Raw genomic sequence first — 17,901 nt, 5'->3', positions numbered from 1 at the left:
CTTCAGATTCAGTCCTCTGGCGCGGGCGCGCGGCTGTCGAGCAAGCCTTCCTCGCGCAACGCGGACCACAACGCCGTGGGAATAGGCAACTCGAACGACGCAGCGTTCTCACGCAATTCATCGGCACTGCGCGCGCCGGTCAGCACAGTGGCGACCGCCGGATGCGCATATGGAAACTGCAAGGCCGCCGCGGCGAGCGGCACGCCGTAATCGCGGCACACCGCTTCCAGCCGCGCAACGCGCTCGATCACTTCGCGCGGCGCCTCGCCGTAGTTGAATTTCAGATCGCCCTCGACGCCGCGCGCCAGAATGCCCGAATTGAACGCGCCGCCTAACAGGATGCTGATGCCGCGCTTTTCGCATGCCGGCAAGAGGTCGTCGAGACTTGTCTGTTCGAGGAGCGTGTAACGGCCCGCAAGCAGCGCGCAATCGATATCGAACTCGGCCATCGCATCGAGTATGACCGCCCCTTCGTTGACGCCGAGTCCCACGGCCTTGATCGCGCCGGCCGAGCGCAGGTCGTCGAGCGCGCGAAAGCCGCCGCCTTCGGTCAGTTGCCGCCAGTAATGGGGATTGTTCTCGCCGTGCGTGACACGGCCGATGTCGTGAACCAGCAGAATGTCGATCTCGACAATGCCGAGGCGCTGCTGACTGTCTTCGAATGAACGCAGAATGCCGTCGTGCGTGTAGTCGTAGATGGCTTCAAAGGGCAGCGGATCCTGCCAGCCTTCCTTGCCGTCGTAGGGCGTGGTGCGCGGCACGAAGCGGCGCCCCACTTTGGTCGACAACACATATTCGCTGCGTGGATAGCGGCGCAGAGCGTCGCCCAGACGATGCTCCGCTCTCGTGTGGCCGTAATGCGGCGCGGTATCGAAGTAACGCACGCCGGCGGCCCATGCGGCAGCGACGGTCGCATGCGCGTCTTCATCGGACAGATCGCGGTAAAGGCCGCCCAACGGCGCCGTGCCGAGGCTCAATCCGGTGACTTCCAGCGCGCCGCGGCCAACGCGGCGGCGCTGCTGGATTTTCGAACCGTTCGTTGCAGTCATTGAGCGTGTCTCCTTCTTGCTCTCATCGCATGCAAATGGTTGCTGTTGCATGTCTTTTTATCACACATCAAGCCAACGCCAAGCCAACGCTCAGTGCGACTCCACAGCAACTGCGCGCCTCAGCGGCGCGGCGCTCGACGGCAAACAAGCAGGCCCGACTGGCTCGAAACTTTTGTACGTCAGAATGAATTCCTGATGTCCAAGCATTTCCGATTTCGACGCTGCGCCCTGCGACACGGCCACCGTCTGCTCGAACACTTCACGCCCCACTTCGTCGAGGGTGCCGCGGCCTTCCAGAATACGGCCCGCATCCACGTCCATGTCGCCGGCGAGATTGCGATACGTGGCGGGATTCGCGCACACCTTGATGACCGGAGAAATCGCGGAGCCGACCACAGAACCGCGGCCGGTCGTGAACAGAATCACATGCGCGCCGCACGCAATCAGCTCGCCGATTTCCGCGTTGTCGCTGATGTTCGGAAAGCCGAAACGCGGTTCGCCATCCGGCACGACATCGAGCAAATACAGGCCGCCGGTTGGCGGAATATCGCCCGGCTTGACGATGCCGGCAATCGGCGATGCGCCGCTTTTCGCATACGCGCCTAGCGATTTCTCTTCCTGTGTGGTGAGGCCGCCGTCCGCGTTGCCGACCGCAAAACTGCCGTGGCCCAGAATCGAGTAATAGCGCGCGGCCTTCGCGACGCATTCGACGATCGCATCGCCGAGTTCCGGCCGCGCCGCGCGCGTCTTCATATGGAATTCGCAGCCCACCAGTTCGCCGGTTTCCTCGAAGAGGCAGGTCGCGCCCGCGTCGATCAGATGATCGAACGCGCGGCCCACCGCCGGATTCGCGGTGATGCCGCTCGTGCCGTCCGAGCCGCCGCAAATCGTGCCGATCACCAGTTCGCTCAACGCCATCGGCACTTTCTGTTGCGCAGCGAGTTGCTTGCGCGTGCCGCGAACCCAGTCGACGCCATATTGGATCGTGCTGCGCGTGCCGCCCTTTTCCTGGATCGTCAGTACCTCGACGGGCCGGCCGCTCGCGCGCACCACATCGACGAGATAGTGCTTGTTCATGCTCTCGCATCCCAGCGAGACGAACAACACCGCGCCGACGTTCGGATGCGTGGTAAGCCGCTCGAGCATTTTTTCCGCGTACCCGTTCGGATAACAGCCGGGAAAGCCGATCAGATGCACGGGTGGTTCGTGCTCGGCTGAAGCGTCGGCAAGCGCGTCGCCGAACGCGTCGAGCGGCTCGCGGAACTGCGTGACGATTTCGCGCGCCACGTGATGCGCGCACTCGACCAGATACGCCACCGCGACCACATTGCGGATGCCTTTGCGGCCGTCGCTGCGCGGGTAGCCTTGGAGCATCGGCTGCTGCGTGCTGGCAGTTGCTACGGAAGTGTCAGTCATGATCGTTCCAGCGCGGCGCGAGGCCGCGTCGTTGTGCGCAAATCAGTGGTGTACGAATTGATGACCCGCGTCGTGCGTATAAGTCGGCAGGTAATCGCTTTCGAGGTTGTGCGTATGCAGATGCGCGCCGCGCTGCACCGCTTCGGTCACGTGGCCGATCACGGCGCCGTAGCGCAGCACCTTGTCGTCCTTCGCGAGTTCGCGGCGAGCCACCTTGTGACCGAGTTCGACGGTTCCCGTCAGCGTCACGCACTCGCCTTCGATCTCCACTTGCGTGCCGGCGTCGAGACGCGCCGCCGCGATCAGGCAGTTGTCGTCGGGACTGAGCAGGATCAGACGCGAATCCGTCTGCATTGGGCGGCTGGTCAAAAGAGTTCTCCGTGAGACAGTTGCATTAGTTCTGACCTTCGCCGCTCGCGAGGCGCGCCACCATCAACGAGCCGAGAATGATCGCGCCGTAAATCGCCTGGATCCAGAACGACGGCACCTGAGCGAGCGTCAACAGGTTCTGCACGACGCCCAGCAGCAGCACGCCGGACAGCGCGCCGATCATCGAGCCCTTGCCGCCGTCGAGCGAAATGCCGCCAATCACCGCCGCCGCAAACACCGTGAAGATCATGCCGTTGCCCTGGTTCGCATTGATCGCGCCGACGTAGCCGGTCACGATCAGCCCGCCGATCGAGGCGAGCATGCTGCCGAGAATGAATACGCCCCACGTGATGCGCTCGACGCGAATCCCCGCCGCGCGCGCCGCTTCCGGATTGCCGCCGATCGCGTACAACGCGCGGCCCAGGCGGTGATAGCGCAGCATGAACGCGGCGATCGCAAAGGCCACGCCGGCGAGCCATACGGATAACGGCAAGCCGAGCACGATGGTGGTCGCGAGCGAGAAGAACGACGACGGCATATCGAACAGCGTGCCGCCCTTGGTCGCGCCCACCAGCATGCCGCGCAGCACGATCAACATGGCCAGCGTGACGATGAACGCATTCAGCCGCAAACGCACCACCAGGAAGCCGTTGATCGCGCCGATCACTGCACCGACCACGAGGATCGCCAGCAAGCCGGCCGCCGCGGGCCATTGCGTGCCGAAACCCGCGGACGCAGCCGGCATCACGAGCATCGCGCCTACTGCGGGCGCAATGCCGACCGTCGATTCCAGCGACAAATCGAACTTGCCGGTCAGCACGATCAGCGATTCGGCGAGCACGACAAGCGCCAGCGCCGCCGATGCGCCCAGCACGCTAATCAGATTGGCTCGCGTGAGAAAGCTCGGGCTAATCAACGCGCCGATCACAACTAGCAACACGAGCGCCGGCAACAACGCCAGTTCACGCAAGCGCGCGAGTTCGGAACGAACGCGTTTGCCGCGCGGCGCCTGGGGGGCGGACGGTTGCGGATGGCCGTGGGCCTGCGCCGTACCGAATGCAGGACTGGGCACACTATTCTTCATGGAGACTGACTCCTTCAACGGATGCAATGAGGTCGTGGTCCTGCCAACCCGCGGGGAATTCGGCCGCGACACGGCCTCGGAACATGACCAGCACGCGGTCACAGGTGCGCAGATCGTCGAGCTCGCCGGACACGACCAGCACGGCCTTGCCTTCCTCGCGCACACGATCCACGACGGAGAGCAACGCTTCTTTCGATTTCACGTCGACGCCCGCAGTCGGGTCAATCAGCACGAGCACGTTGGGATTGGTGGCGAGTGCGCGCGCCATCACCACCTTCTGCTGATTGCCGCCCGAGAGGCCCGACACGACATGCTCCGGTCCTTGCGCGACGATGCCGAGCGCGTCGATCATCTTCTCGCCGAAGGCGTTTTTTTTCGCGGGCGTCGCGATGCCGAACTTGCCGAGCAGGCGCGCGATCGTCATCGACGCGTTTTCTGCGACCGATTGCGTCAACACCAGGCCTTCGTGATGGCGGTCTTTCGGCACGCAGCCAATGCCGTGCGCGAGGGCTGCGGGCACATCGCCGGGCGGCAATGTCACGCCGTCCACTTTGATCGTGCCGCGTTTCGCGGCGCGCAAGCCGGCAATCGCTTCGGCCACGCTCGTGCGCCCGCTGCTCGTCGCGCCCGTCAAACCGACCACTTCGCCGCGCTTGACGGTGAACGACACGTCGTCGTAATCGGACCCGCTTAGTTGATCGACTCGCAGCGCAATTGCGGTGTTAGCCGGCAGTGCGTCGCGCGCCGCCGCATCGGCGACAGCGAGGCCGCCGCGTTCGCCGGTCATCGCTTCGATCAACTTTTCGCGCGGCAACGCGGAAACCGGCGCGCTGATAATATGCCGCGCGTCACGCAACACGGTGACGGCCTGGCAAATCTCATACACCTCTTGCAGATGATGCGAGATGAACAGGAATGTCACGCCTTCGCGTTGCAATTCGCCGATGCGTCGAAAGAGACGCTTGATTTCATCGCCGTCGAGTTGCGCGGTGGGTTCGTCGAGAATGATGAAGCGCGCGCCATACGACAACGCACGCGCAATCTCTACGAGTTGCCGCGCTTCGACGCTCAGATCGCCGGCACGCGCGTTTTCACGCACGTCGATCTTCCAGTGATCGAGCAACGCGCGCGCGTCGCGGCGCATCGCTTGCCAGTCGATGACGCCGCCTCGCGACTGCTGCCGGTTGATGAACAGATTCTCCGCGACGCTCAAGTCGCGGATGATCGTCGAATGCTGATAGACGCAGGCCACGCGCTCACGCCACGCATCGCGATCCGCGATCGACGGCGCGGGCGCGCCGTTGAAACGCACTTCGCCGCTGTCGGGCTTGCGCAGGCCGGTGAGAATCGACACGAGCGTCGACTTGCCCGCGCCGTTGCGCCCGACGAGCGCATGCGACTCGCCGGGCATCACGCGGATGCTCACATCTTTCAGCGCGGCCGTGGAGCCGTAGCGTTTGGTGACGTCAAACGCTTCGACTACAGGCACGGATGGCGTCAGCTCGCTCATTTGACGGTGTTGCCCCACAAAGCTTTGTCGTCCACATTCGACTTGGTCACGAGCGGTGCGGGCAACTGGTCTTCGAGGATGCCCGGCGCCAGCTGGATGATGTTGCTGCCGTGATCGGTCGGGCCCGGCTTGAAGGTTTGCCCTGCCAACGCCGCCTTGATGTAGTAGAGGCCGTACTTCGCGTACGAATCGGCGGGTTGCGACACGGTTGCGTCGATGTCGCCGCGGCGGATCGCGTCGAACTCCTGCGGAATGCCGTCGTTACTGACGATCACGACATGCTTTGCATCGCCAGCGGGAAACAGCATCTGCTTGCGGCGCAAGGTCTGCAGCGTCGGCGACAGATACACGCCGCCTGCCTGCATGTAGATGCCCTTCACGTCGGGATTCGCGGTGAGCAGGCTGTCGAGCCCGGTAGCCGCGACGTCGCCCTTCCAGGCCGCCGGAATTTCCAGCACCGAGATGCCCGGATAGCCCTTCATACAGGAGCGGAATGCCTCGGACCGGTCTCGTCCGTTCACCGAAGCCAGGTCGCCCATGATCTGCACGACCTTGCCCGACTTCACGTGATCGCCGATGTACTTGCACGCCTTCTCGCCATACGCGTGATTGTCGGCACGCACCACCATCGCGATCTTGCCTTGCGTCGGCGCGACGTCCACGGCGACGACCGGCACATTCCTGGACGTCGCGGCATCGAGCGCACGGCTGATCGCGGCGGAGTCGAGCGGGCCGACCACGATGCCCTTCGCACCGAGGTTCAGCAGGTTGCTCATGTCGGTGATCTGCTGTACCGGATCGCCATTCGAGTTGACCGGCGCGAGGATGTCGATGCCCATCTCCTTCGCGTACTTGGGCAGATAGTTGTTGTACGACTGCCAGAACGGCGACGTCAGCAGGGGCAGGCCGAGACCGACCTTGCCCGCGTCGGCGGCTTGCGCGGTGCCGGCAACGCCGAGCGCCGTCAGGCACGCAGCAGCGGCCACGGTGAAAAGCGACTGGCGGAACGAACTGCGAACCAAACTGCGAGCCGCATGCGGCCCTTTCGCGAACGACATGGTTGTCTCCTGATGTGCGTTATATGAACTGCGTGGACCGGTCATGGACGCCGGCACTCCGTCCTGCGCTTTTTTACAAGTATTGGCGCGTGCATTCACCAATGAACGCATTATTCATATACGAACTTTATGAAGTCAAGCAAAGTGCACTGCACCAGGCGTCCGTATTTTCCCTGGACGCCTTCGATCGCACGAGATCGCTCGCCGCACTTACACTCAAGCGCCACCAACCGGGAACAACAGCCCACGGAACTCGCTTACGATGGACGCAGAAGATAAAGACGACGCTGACCGTTACCGCGCTCCCGCGCTCGACAAAGGTCTCGACATCCTGGAACTGCTCGCCGAGCAGAAGGAAGGACTGACCCGCGCCGAGATCACGAAGCTGCTCGGGCGCAATGCCAGCGAGATGTATCGGATGCTCGAACGTCTGGTCGCGCGGCAATATGTGGTGCGCTCCACAGGCGGCGATCGCTACTCGCTGAGTCTGAAGCTGTATGCGCTCGCTCATCGTCATCCGCCGATGAACCGGCTCATCTCGGAAGCGTTGCCGCTGATGCAACGTTTCGCCGACGCCGCCGAGCAATCGTGTCACCTTGCCGTGTACGACCGCGGCAATCTGCTCGTGATCGCGCAGGTGGACGGGCCGGGCACATGGGGCATGTCGGTACGGCTCGGTTCGCGAGTCGGCCTGATCGACACCGGCTCGGGCCGCGTGATGCTCGCGTTTCAAAGCGTCGAACAGCGCGCGCAGATGCTTGCCGAACACACCAAGGTCAAGGGCGAGGTGACGATAGACCGCGAGGCGCTGGAACAGGCGTGCGAGCGGATTCGCGCGGCGGGTTTTTCGCAGAAGGACAGCCAGCAGACGTTCGGCGTGACCGACGTCACGTTTCCGGTTCAGGGGCCGTCCGGCCAGGCAATCGCGGCGCTCACGTGCCCGTATTTGCGGCGCATCGACGAATACGTCGCGCCGACGCTCGAAGCCGCGACCGCGCTGCTGCGCGAGACGGTTCAGGCGCTGTCGATGTTCAGTGAGAAGGTTGTTGACGCGTCGCTACGTGAACCGGATTAGCGCGGCTGCCTGGCTCGATGCCGGCCGCTTGCGCACATGGTTTAGAATGGCGACCCTCTCAAAAATCACGCCGCATGAATTCATTCGTGCGCGCCCATCGACAAGCAATGGCGAAACTTCTGACCGATTCCGAATTCCAGCGTTTTTCCGAACTCCAGCAGAAGCAGTCGAGCTTCACGATCACGCCTGAAGAAGCCGACGAACTGCGCGACATCGTCGCTCATGCGCAAAAGCGCCGTGACGACCGCGCTGCGGCGATGCAAAGCATCGAGACCTTCATCCAGCAATTCGACATCAGCCCCGACGAACTCTTTTCGCCGGAGCAGATCGGCGACGCCGCGCGCACCTACGGCCTGATTCCGGCGGCCAAGAAAGAACGCGTGCTGCCACCATCGTTCACGTTCAACGGCAAGCCGTATCAGTGGACGACGCGCCCGCTGCCGGACGACATCCGCGTGCCGCTGTTCGATGCGTTCACGGCCGGCGAATCGGTCAAGTCGTTCATCGCGACGCCGAAGGACGCCAACCGTTGTGCGGCGACAATCGCGCGTCTGGAGCGCGAGACGGGCGCGGTGTATGCGGATGCATGGCTGGAGGAGTTGTCGGTGACGCGCGCGCAAGTTGATGAAGCCGTAGCCAAATTGCCGGCCTGATCGATCCAGTCGATCAGTCTGCGGGACGTGAGGCCTTCGCCTCATGTCCGGCTGATGAGCCCCCCTATATCGCGGGGCCGTGCCATGTTCACATCAAGGCACGTTGCGAGTAGTCTCCGTGCTCTTCTGCTCGTCGGCTTCGTTGTCCAGCGCCATCCGAAACCCCACCACGCCCGGATCTTCTGTCGGCGTAATCGTGAAGCCGCTCGATCGCGCCAGCGCGATCATCGGCCCGTTTTCACGCAGCGCCTCGCCGATCAGCCAATGCGTGCCACGCGCCCGCGCGTATTTGATGATGCGGTCCATCAGCAACTGACCGAGCCGCCGCCCTTTCTGATCCGAGCGAATGGCGACCGCGAATTCCGCCGTTTCGTTGTCCGGGTCGGCCACGGCGCGCACCACACCGAGCGTGCGCGAAATCCCTTCTTCGTTTTGCACGGTCGCGATCAACGCCATTTCGCGGTCGTAGTCGATCTGCGTCATCCGCGCGAGTTGCGAGTGGTCGAAGCTGCCAACGGCTCCGAAAAAGCGCAGCCGCAGATCTTCCGGCGTCATCGCTTCGGCAAAATCGTGATGCGCGGCCTCGTCTTCGGGGCGAATCGGCCGAACTGTCACACGCAGACCTTGCCAGTCGAGAATCTCTTCGAAGCGGCGCGGGTATGGGACGATCGCGAGGCGGCTGCGCGTCAGCGCAATACTGAGCGTGGGATCGACGACCGTCACGTGATCGCGGTAGACGCGCAGCGTGAGCGCGAGCCCGACAATTTCCCTGACGTCGCAGACGGCTTGCGAGAGCGCCGTCAATGCGGCTAACGCAGGCTCCGGTGCGACGAGCCGCGCATACGGCGAACGCGTGACGATGTCGCGCGCGAGCGTCGGATTGAGCGGCGGCAAACCATAAACGCGCAAGGGCTCTGAAACGCCATCAGCCGACGGCGCCGTAAAGCGGAACACAGGACCGAAGTTGTCGTCGTCGTGAAGCTCGACGGCGATATCGACCACGGGTTTTTTTAGTGACCCGGCCGCGTTTTCCGTGCAGTCATCTGAGTCACGCGACGTTTCAACGGCACCCGAACTTGCGCTGACGCGTGGCGTTTCTATCTCCAATCCGAAGCGCTCCAGCAAGCACGCCGCCGCTTCGCCGGTTAGTTGGCGCTCACCTGCCGCAAGCGCCGCGCGCGCCTGAACCTGAGCGGCCTCGATTGCCTCTGGGATGTGGGCCGGCAAACCTTCCGGCGTCTGCATCAGCAATTCCCGTCCCATCCGGTAATCGACGAGGCGCGCGAACGCGCGTGCGAGCCGCTGCGGCGTCGTGTGAACCGGAATACCTTGGGCGTGCAACGCGTCGCGCGTGGCCGCGTCCACGCCGCCGAAGAAACATGCGAGCAAGCCGCGATACGCGAACCGCTGGTTCGCGATCAACGCCTGCGCCACGTCGCCGACCGGCGCGCCATGCGTCGACGCGTGAACCACGAACGCGGTGCCGGTGCCGCGATGTTCGGCGAGCAGCTTGAGCGCGGTGCCGAAGTGCTCGGGACGCGCGTCGTCGCCAAGTTGCAGCGGATTGCCGCCGACCGCGTGCGGCAGCGCCTGCTGCAACGCCTGCGACGCTTCTTCCGGCCACGGTGCGAGCGCATTGCCGGCTGCGGCGAAGGCGTCGCAAGCGAGCGTCGCGAGGCCGCGGTCGCTCGTGATCAGCGTCGCCGTCGCGCCCGCCGCCACGCGGCCCACGCCGAGCGTCTCGATCTCGTCGAGCAGATCGTCGAGCGCGTCGACGCGCACCATGCCGGCACGGCGGAATGCGGCGGTGTAAAGCCCGTCGGCGGGATCGGCACGGCCCGAGCGCAGCGCGAGCACCGGCTTGTTGCGCGCCGCCGCGCGAGCCGCCGACATGAACTTGCGCGCCGCCCGCACGCTGTCGAGTTCGAGCAGAATTGCGCGCGTGCCGGGGTCGCTGGCCAGATAGTCGAGCACGTCGCCCGCATCCACGTCAGCCTCGCCGCCCAGCGCGACCGCGTGCGAAAAACCGAGGCCGCGGGCGTGCGCCCAGCCAAGCACCGCATTGGTTAGCGCGTTCGATTGCGACACCCAGGCGACGCCGCCCGCCTTCACCGTGCACGACGGCGCGCCGAGATGCGCGCGCAGCGCCGGCGACACCACGCCCAGGCTGCCCGGCCCGACGATCCGCAACAGATGCGGCCGCGCCGCCGACAGCGCATGCCGCAACGCGAGCCGGTCGTCATCCGAACGCGCCTCGCCGACGATGATCGCCGCGCGCGTCCCCAATCCGCCGAGCTTGTGAATGATGGAAGGCCAGCTCGCCGGCGGCGTACAGATCAGCGCGACGGTGGGAGCTTGCGGCAGGTCGCCGACATCGCCGGTTACGGCGTGCCCGCTTAGCGTGTCGTACTTCGGATTGACGGGCCACAGCGGGCCCTCGAAGCCGCCTTCCAGCAGGCGCGCCCACACCATGGCGCCGGTGCTGCCGGGCCGCTCCGAAGCGCCGATCACAGCGACAGATTTCGGTCGGAACAACGCGTCGAGATTGCGAACGGTCACAGGCGCTCCGCGGATAGAATGGCGCGCCGCTCGGGCGTCGATGCGCGCGTCTTCGTCAGCATAGGCGAAGTGAGGCCATCGCGCGGCGCTTCTCGGGACTCTACGCGAGCCATATCAAACGATGCTTGATCAGCGCCGCCGCGCGCTACGATTTTTAGTGCCGCTGACCACCGGAGGCAGACAGCGCGCCCACAACGAAAAAAGCCGCGTGCATGACACGCGGCTTTTTTTCGCTGTTGCAGACTCCGCAAGCCACCTACGCTCGCGAACTGCTGGTCTGGCGTTACATCGCCTTCTTGAACGGCGCGCCCGAATGCTCGCGCAACTCGTTGAACACGATTTTCGGCCATGCCTTCTGCGCGACTTCGATCTCCGACACGTGTGAGGCTAGATACGTCGGCGCGTCCGATGCATCGAGCGCGATTCGCGCGGCGTATGAATCGGTGAAGCGGCGCAGTTCGGCGGCGTCGTCGCACGTGACCCAGCGGGACATGCGGTAGCGCGCGGGCGCCATACGCACGTCGACCTTGTATTCGGTCGACAGACGATGCGACACCACTTCGAACTGCAGTTGGCCGACCGCGCCGAGAATCATCAAGCCGCCCACCTCGGGACGGAACACCTGAATCGCGCCTTCCTCGCCGAGTTGCTTCAGCGCCTCGCCGAGTTGCTTCGCGCGCATCGGGTCGACCACTTCGACGGTCTGGAAAATTTCCGGCGCGAAGAACGGCAGGCCGACGAATTGCAGCGCTTCGCCTTCGGTCAACGTATCCCCGAGACTGAGCGTGCCGTGGTTCGGAATACCGATGATGTCGCCAGGATACGCCTCGCTCACCGTCTCGCGCCGCTGCGACAGGAAGGTCACGACATTGTTGGCGCGGAACGTCTTGTTCGAACGCGTCACCTTCACGGCCATGCCGCGCTCGAAACGCCCCGAACATACGCGGATGAACGCCACGCGGTCGCGGTGCGCCAGATCCATGTTCGCCTGCACCTTGAAGACCACGCCGGTGAACTTCGGCTCGTCGGGCATGACCGGCCGCTGCACGGTCATACGCATCGACGGCGGCGGCGCCAGGTCGACCAGCGCGTCGAGAATTTCCTTCACGCCGAAGTTGTTGATCGCCGAGCCGAACAGCACGGGCGATTGCTGGCCGGCGAGAAACTGCTCGCGGTCGAAGTCGGGCGTGGCGCCGGTGATCAAATCGATCTCTTCCTTCGCCTTCGTCCAGCTATGACCGAAGCGGCGCTCGCCTTCTTCGTCGCTCAACGCTTGCAGCGTTTCCACCGCGCCGCCCGCCGTATCCTGCCCGGCGCGGAACACGCGAACCTGGTCGCGCTGGATGTCGTAGACGCCCTGGAATTCCTTGCCCATGCCGATAGGCCAGGTGAACGGCACAGCGGCCACACCAAGATGCTGCTCGATTTCGTCCAGCAACTCGAGCGGCTCGCGCACTTCACGGTCGAGCTTGTTGATGAAGGTGACGATCGGCGTCTTGCGGCTGCGGCAGACTTCGAGCAGCTTCAGCGTTTGCGCTTCGACGCCGTTTGCACCGTCGATCACCATCACCGCGGCGTCGACCGCGGTCAGCACGCGGTACGTGTCTTCGGAGAAGTCTTCGTGGCCTGGCGTGTCGAGCAGATTGATGACGGCGTTACCGTACTCGAACTGCATCACCGAACTGGCGACGGAAATGCCGCGCTGCTTTTCGATCTCCATCCAGTCGGACGTCGCGTAGCGATTGCTTTTGCGGCCCTTGACGGTGCCCGCGATCTGAATCGCGCCCGAAAACAGCAGCAGCTTTTCGGTCAGCGTGGTTTTACCCGCGTCCGGGTGGGAAATGACCGCGAAAGTGCGGCGGCGTTTGAGTTCGGAGACTGACATCGGGTCTGGCGGTCACGGATAGGGGTTCGGCGGTCTTCGAAAGCTTGCGGCTTCCGGGCGGCCACGCGTGCGCGGCGGCGTCGAGCTGCGGGAGTCGGGTCGGGAACCCGCATCACTATGGCAACCGGGCCGCGTCGGAAAACAGGTCGGGAACGAGCGTTCGACAATACGGGTAATCGCCAGCGCAGAACAGCGCAGGGAACGAATGATACACGCCGCGACGGCGGACGGGGAAAAGGCCTCCCGCGAGGAGTGGATGGCTGCGGCGGCTAGTGGAGCGGAGCAGGCGCTGCGCTTCGACGGCGCTTAGCCGCTCGCCTTGGTCCAGTGGCCGGCGCTCGCTTCGTTCAACGCCAAATGATCCGTTTCAGGCGCCCATGCAGGAAACGGTGAATCGCGAGCGGTGACGCGCGCGCAAAGGTGAGAGTTTTCGGGACTTCCGGTGACGCGTCGCATAGGACGGCGAAAGGTGAGCATGCGCGAAGTAATTCGCGCACCTGGGACGCGGCGTTGACCACGCGGCGATTCCTCGCCGACGTGCGCAGATGGATGTTCGTATTGCCTTCTGCGATTCTTCGCAGAGCCTGGGAACACCCGCCAGCAAAGGCTGGCGCGGGTTTCGGGGGCATCGGTGAGACGCGTTGCACTCATCGCCTTCACCGTGGCCGAGGTGCGTCGATCGGCGAAACCAGGCTCACCGAAATAATGCAGCATCGCCTGAGCGGCTAGTCGGAACCGAGGACGCGCTTTCCAGATTTGTTCGAAAGGTGAGTGTTTTCGGGACCGCCGGACGGTGAGAAGAGAACCGCTTGCGGCGTCACCGCAGCCTCACCGCGGCGTGGCTTCAGGCAGCGGCCCACGTAACGCGTGACAAGGCCCGGCGCGGCCAGGTCTTAGCCTTCGATCCGAAAACGCTCGCGATTCTTGCCTGCGAGCCAGGCAGGCGCGCGGCCACGACCGCTCCATGTCTCACCGGTTTTGGGGTTGCGATATTTGGCAACGGAAGGAGTCTTTCGCGCCACCGTGCGCGAGCTTGCGAAACCGAGTTCCTCGGCGCTCAGGTCGTACTCGGCGATCTTTTGCTTGATGTCGGCGATTGCTGCCGCGATCTCCTTTTCGCGAGCCGCCGCAACTTCCTTGTGAAGCTTTTCGAGCTGAGCGGTCAACTGCTTGTACGAGGCCATGACGGATGCTCCATTGGTTTGGCGATCTCAAGTGCGGACGCTATCAGACGAATAAAACGCCGGATAGGGAGCCCGTCATTGTGCCGCGTTAAAAGAACAGCCGGTGTCGGCGAGGCTCGCGGACTCAATCGTCGATTGCATCGTACACGCGGCGCTCGAAGTCGACGGCCATTGAAAACGGTTCGATGTCGCGGCGCTGAATCAGCATGATTCCGACCAGGTCTTCGACCGGATCGGCGAACCAGCTCGTGCCAAAAGCGCCGGGCCAACCGAATGAACCCGTCGAGCGATAGCCGTGCGGCAACTGCTGCGCGGGATCGTCGACGATGGACAAGCCCAGGCCGAACCCCTGGCCTGCCCACATGGCATGACCGAACGCCGGGACGCGGCGCTGGTCGCGCGTCAGAAAGTTCGAGCGCATCAGATCGACCGAGCGATGCGACAGCAAACGCGTGTCGCCGACCCGTCCACGCCGCAGAAGCAACTGCGCGAATTGCAGATAGTCCTGAGCTGTGGAGACGAGCCCGCCGCCGCCGCTCTGAAAGCGCGCCGGATTCGCCCAGCGGCTGGCCGACGGATGATCCTCCACCACGCGCCGCCGCGTGCCCGGATCGACACGGTATGCCGTCGCAAGGCGCGCGAGTTGCGGCTCCGGCACCCAGAACGCGGTATCGCGCATGCCGAGCGGCTCGAAAATCCGCGTGCGGAAGAACTCGCCCAGCCGCAGGCCGCTCACTCGCTCGATCAGCGCGCCGAGCACGTCGGTTGAAATGCCGTAGTGCCAGCGCGTGCCGGGCTGAAACATCAATGGCAAACCGGCGATGCGCGCAAGCCACATGTTCATATCGCCGCGCGCGTCGAAGCCGTTGAACGCTACCGAGTAGGCTTGCGCCAACGGACCGGTCGCGGTGAAGTGATAGGCAAAGCCCGCGCGATGCGTCAGCAGATCGAGCACGGTGAGCGGCGCGCACAAGGCAACGGTGTCGTCCAGCGGGCCGCCGGGGTCGCGCAACACACGTGGCGCGGACAACTCGGGCAACCACTGGGCGATGGGCGCGTCGAGCGCGAGCTTGTCCTCTTCGATCAGCATGAGGACGGCGGCGCTCGTCACCGGCTTGGTCATCGACGCGATGCGAAACAGCGTGTCGCGCTGCATCGACAAACGCGCCGCGTCATCACGTAGGCCGAGCGCCTCGAAATAGCCGGTCTCGCCGCGCCGCCAGACCAACGACACCACGCCGGCCACATCGCCTCGTTCCACGTAGCCCTGCATGGTGCTCGTCAGGGCCGTAAGCCGAGCCGGTGAAAATCCCGCTGGTTGCATGTCGATTGATTGTCGTGGCTCAACGTTGCCGATCGGACACTATAAGGCAACGGTGACCGGCAACGCCCGTCATGCTTTTTGTCGCTTCTCCAACGCCGCAAGCGCGGCATTGAGACGTTTGATGCGGTTGGCCTGCGCCGGCATACGGACCGCGCCGGAAACCGAATCAATGCGGTTGCGCCAATACGAAAGCGGTATTCGGTCTTCGGCCGAAATGTGTGAAATGACGTGTTCGAGATGTTCGATGTCTTTTTCGAGTTGTTGATGATTCATTGTTTTCCCCGGAATACGCGTTGACTTAATTCGAAACGCAATGAAACGCACATTGTGCCGCTCTTAAAGCGCGATTTTCGTTAGTCGGCAACTTCTTCCTCGCTTTTGCGCGTGGTCTCCCCATCCGGCAAAAGCTGCTGCTCGCATGCTGTGGCGAACCTGTGAAAACAGAATACTGCTACGGCACTTCGCGTTCCGTTACCTGGCGCACCGACTTCGCTCCAGTGCAAAAAATACCGTGACTTTTTATTGACGTCGAGCCACTCGGGAGTAAATCCGAAGTAAGGGATTATATGTATCGTGAAATCCCGCTTCTTCACAAAGCCGCATTGGACGAAGATATTTATGACGCTCGTGCAATTATGCAAAGGCGGCCCTCCGCGCAATCGCCTGGCGGCCAAGGCAACCGGATTAAAACCAGCGCTTTTGCAAGAGGACGAATGCAATGCATTGTGCGCAATTCGTCGACGAGTTGCGCAACGGTGGGAGGGTGTATCGATCGCGCGGCCGTGCGAGCAGTGCACGGCCGGGTGCCGTCACTTTGCCCGGCAGGCGTAGATCAGGCTCAGCGTGCCGCTATTTGTGGATCGCCGCACGACGTCGAATGCACCGCCGCAACTTACCGTGGCCTGCTGCGCGCAGGAGTCAGAACCCGCTGGGCATTGAACCAGCGTGGTCGGGCGTCCGTCCGACAAAAAGAGCGGCGCGCTGCTGCTGCAGCCGCTCAGCGCGGTGCCCGCTGCGATGGCCAGCATGGCGAAGACGCGGCTGACGAAGGAAGAGAAGCTCCGGTTCATTTGAAACCCCGATCACGTCTTGTTTTTCGATCACGCGATTGTGCCACGCGGCAATTACGCTGCGTGACTGCTGCGTGACTCAATCCATGAGATCAATGCAACGAGATCCAATGCAAAGCGACTTTTGTCACACGTCGATGCCATACGCCGCAATCTTTTTGTAGAGCGTCGCACGGCCCATGCCGATCTGCGCCGCAGTGTCGATCACGCGCCCGCCATTGGCGCGCAGAGCGTCGCTGAGGAAGCGTTTTTCGAACGCCGCCATCGCCTCGCTCCACGACGATTCTCCGGCCGCGCCTACGGTTGCGGCAGCAGGCTGCGGCTGAGCGCTCGGCGCGGACACGTTCGCGGTCAGCACGCCGCCCTGCCCCGAACCGATGAACGGCGCGAGCGCCCGCGCGTCGATCCGCTCGCTGTCGGACAGCATCACGGCGCGCTCGAGCGTATTGCGCAACTCGCGCACATTGCCGGGCCATCGGTAGCAGCACAGCAGGCGCAACGCGTCGTCCTCCAATTCGAAGTGGCTGCCGCCGCGCGCCTGCGTCGACAGATCCTCGAGCATCGCGTACGCCAGCGCTTCGATGTCGGAAGCGCGCTCGCGCAACGGCGGAGCGTGGATTGTCAGCACATTCAGACGATAGAAAAGGTCTGCGCGGAAGCCTCCCGCCGCAACGAGCGCAGGCAAATCCGCGGAGGTGGCCGCGATAATCCGCACGTCGGCGCGCACGATCCGGTTCGAACCGAGCGGCTCGAACTCCTTGTCCTGCAACACTCTTAGCAGCTTGCCCTGCAAAGGCACCGGCATATCGCCGATTTCGTCGAGAAAAAGCGTGCCGCCGTTCGCCAGTTCGAATTTGCCGACGCGCCCCTTGCGATCAGCACCTGTGTAGGCGCCGGGCGCCGCGCCGAAGAACTCGACTTCGAGCAGTGTGTCGGGAATCGCCGCGACGTTGACGGTCACGAGGGGCTGATTTGCACGCGCCGAGCCACCGTGGATCGCATGCGCGAGCAGTTCCTTGCCGGTGCCCGTCTCGCCGAGCAATAGAACCGGCGATTCAAGTTGCGCCGCGCGGCGCGCCTGGCGCTTCACTTCGAGGCTGGCCGCGCTCGTGCCGACAAAACTGCCGAACGTATATTTGGCGCGGCGCGCCTGTGCCAGCGACTGGCGCGTCGCGATCAATTCTTGCTGCACGCGCGAATAGTGCGAAAAAAGCGGCGTCAGCGCCTTTAGCTCGTCGAACAGGGCGAAGCCGACGGCGCCGACGGTTTCGCCAGCATCGTCCTTCAGCGGCAGACGCGTGACGACCAGCGGCTCGCGATCCGTCTCCAGAATGTCAAGCAGGATCGGCTTGCCGGTTTTCACCACTTCGCGCATCAGGCTGTTTGGAATCACCGCTTCGCAATCGCGGCCAATCGCCTGCTCGGGGTCCGCAAAACCGAAACGCGCGGCATAACGCTTGTTGATCCAGACGACGCGCGCTTCGGCATCGACGATAAACGTGCCCTCGCTGAAGTTTTCAAACGTGCGGAAGAGCGAATCCATCGCGCGGCGCAGGACGTCGCCATAGGTAGCGGGAAGGCCCGCCCAGTCGTTCATCATGTTGTCGCTGTCTCCGGGTATCGTTCTATTTGTCGTTGTCTCCATTCGTAGACAAGCTTATCTCA

15 protein-coding genes are annotated in these 17,901 nt (G+C 63.6%); 2 read left to right on the top strand and 13 right to left on the bottom strand.

What is annotated here, in order from left to right; translation table 11 throughout:
- Positions 1–8: 8 nt before the first annotated feature.
- The 6 genes from C0Z16_RS12915 to C0Z16_RS12890 all read right to left on the bottom strand — a co-directional run bounded on the left by C0Z16_RS12915 (position 9) and on the right by C0Z16_RS12890 (position 6,486).
- A complete protein-coding gene (locus C0Z16_RS12915; RefSeq protein ID WP_102632537.1) occupies positions 9–1,049 on the bottom strand; it encodes an aldo/keto reductase in 1,041 nt (346 codons plus the stop codon).
- A gap of 90 nt (positions 1,050–1,139) precedes the next feature.
- A complete protein-coding gene (locus tag C0Z16_RS12910) occupies positions 1,140–2,465 on the bottom strand; it encodes a UxaA family hydrolase (protein WP_102632536.1) in 1,326 nt (441 codons plus the stop codon).
- A gap of 42 nt (positions 2,466–2,507) precedes the next feature.
- Positions 2,508–2,834 (bottom strand): UxaA family hydrolase, encoded by a 327-nt coding sequence (locus tag C0Z16_RS12905; RefSeq protein WP_175130684.1) that lies wholly within the window; start codon positions 2,832–2,834, stop codon positions 2,508–2,510.
- Between the two features lie 25 nt (positions 2,835–2,859).
- Positions 2,860–3,918, bottom strand: coding sequence for an ABC transporter permease (locus C0Z16_RS12900; protein ID WP_102632534.1), 1,059 nt, complete (start codon positions 3,916–3,918; stop codon positions 2,860–2,862).
- Positions 3,908–5,428, bottom strand: a complete 1,521-nt coding sequence (locus C0Z16_RS12895) for a sugar ABC transporter ATP-binding protein (protein WP_102632533.1) — start codon at positions 5,426–5,428, stop codon at positions 3,908–3,910. Before C0Z16_RS12895 ends, C0Z16_RS12900 begins: the two co-directional genes overlap by 11 nt.
- Complete coding sequence (locus C0Z16_RS12890; protein WP_102632532.1) at positions 5,425–6,486, bottom strand: sugar ABC transporter substrate-binding protein; 1,062 nt, start codon at positions 6,484–6,486, stop codon at positions 5,425–5,427. Before C0Z16_RS12890 ends, C0Z16_RS12895 begins: the two co-directional genes overlap by 4 nt.
- Before the next feature lie 262 nt (positions 6,487–6,748).
- Between C0Z16_RS12890 and C0Z16_RS12885 the strand changes: the two genes are divergently transcribed.
- Both C0Z16_RS12885 and C0Z16_RS12880 read left to right on the top strand, forming a co-directional pair.
- Entirely contained in the window at positions 6,749–7,561 is an 813-nt protein-coding gene (locus C0Z16_RS12885) for an IclR family transcriptional regulator (protein WP_102632531.1), read from the top strand.
- Positions 7,562–7,668: 107 nt separating this feature from the next.
- On the top strand, positions 7,669–8,214 hold the full coding sequence (locus C0Z16_RS12880; protein ID WP_102632582.1) for a hypothetical protein: 546 nt from the start codon (positions 7,669–7,671) through the stop codon (positions 8,212–8,214).
- Between the two features lie 93 nt (positions 8,215–8,307).
- Here C0Z16_RS12880 and C0Z16_RS12875 read toward each other — a convergent pair whose 3' ends face one another.
- From C0Z16_RS12875 to C0Z16_RS12840, 7 genes are all read right to left on the bottom strand, one after another.
- Positions 8,308–10,773, bottom strand: coding sequence for a bifunctional acetate--CoA ligase family protein/GNAT family N-acetyltransferase (locus C0Z16_RS12875; RefSeq protein ID WP_102632530.1), 2,466 nt, complete (start codon positions 10,771–10,773; stop codon positions 8,308–8,310).
- Between the two features lie 283 nt (positions 10,774–11,056).
- The gene (locus C0Z16_RS12870) at positions 11,057–12,658 is read right to left on the bottom strand and encodes a peptide chain release factor 3 (RefSeq protein ID WP_102632529.1); all 1,602 of its coding nucleotides are present in this window, start codon (positions 12,656–12,658) and stop codon (positions 11,057–11,059) included.
- Between the two features lie 893 nt (positions 12,659–13,551).
- Positions 13,552–13,842, bottom strand: a complete 291-nt coding sequence (locus C0Z16_RS12860; RefSeq protein WP_102632527.1) for an H-NS histone family protein — start codon at positions 13,840–13,842, stop codon at positions 13,552–13,554.
- A gap of 124 nt (positions 13,843–13,966) precedes the next feature.
- Complete coding sequence (locus tag C0Z16_RS12855) at positions 13,967–15,166, bottom strand: serine hydrolase domain-containing protein (RefSeq protein ID WP_102632526.1); 1,200 nt, start codon at positions 15,164–15,166, stop codon at positions 13,967–13,969.
- A 69-nt stretch (positions 15,167–15,235) separates the two neighbouring features.
- The gene (locus C0Z16_RS12850; RefSeq protein WP_102632525.1) at positions 15,236–15,439 is read right to left on the bottom strand and encodes a hypothetical protein; all 204 of its coding nucleotides are present in this window, start codon (positions 15,437–15,439) and stop codon (positions 15,236–15,238) included.
- A 536-nt stretch (positions 15,440–15,975) separates the two neighbouring features.
- Positions 15,976–16,236 (bottom strand): hypothetical protein, encoded by a 261-nt coding sequence (locus C0Z16_RS12845; RefSeq protein ID WP_102632524.1) that lies wholly within the window; start codon positions 16,234–16,236, stop codon positions 15,976–15,978.
- 127 nt (positions 16,237–16,363) lie between these two features.
- Positions 16,364–17,836, bottom strand: a complete 1,473-nt coding sequence (locus C0Z16_RS12840; RefSeq protein ID WP_102632523.1) for a sigma-54 interaction domain-containing protein — start codon at positions 17,834–17,836, stop codon at positions 16,364–16,366.
- Between the last annotated feature and the right edge of the window lie 65 nt (positions 17,837–17,901).

Source organism: Paraburkholderia rhynchosiae, from assembly GCF_002879865.1.
In the GTDB taxonomy this organism is placed as follows: domain Bacteria; phylum Pseudomonadota; class Gammaproteobacteria; order Burkholderiales; family Burkholderiaceae; genus Paraburkholderia; species Paraburkholderia rhynchosiae.
This window is presented reverse-complemented; position numbering and strand designations above follow the sequence as displayed.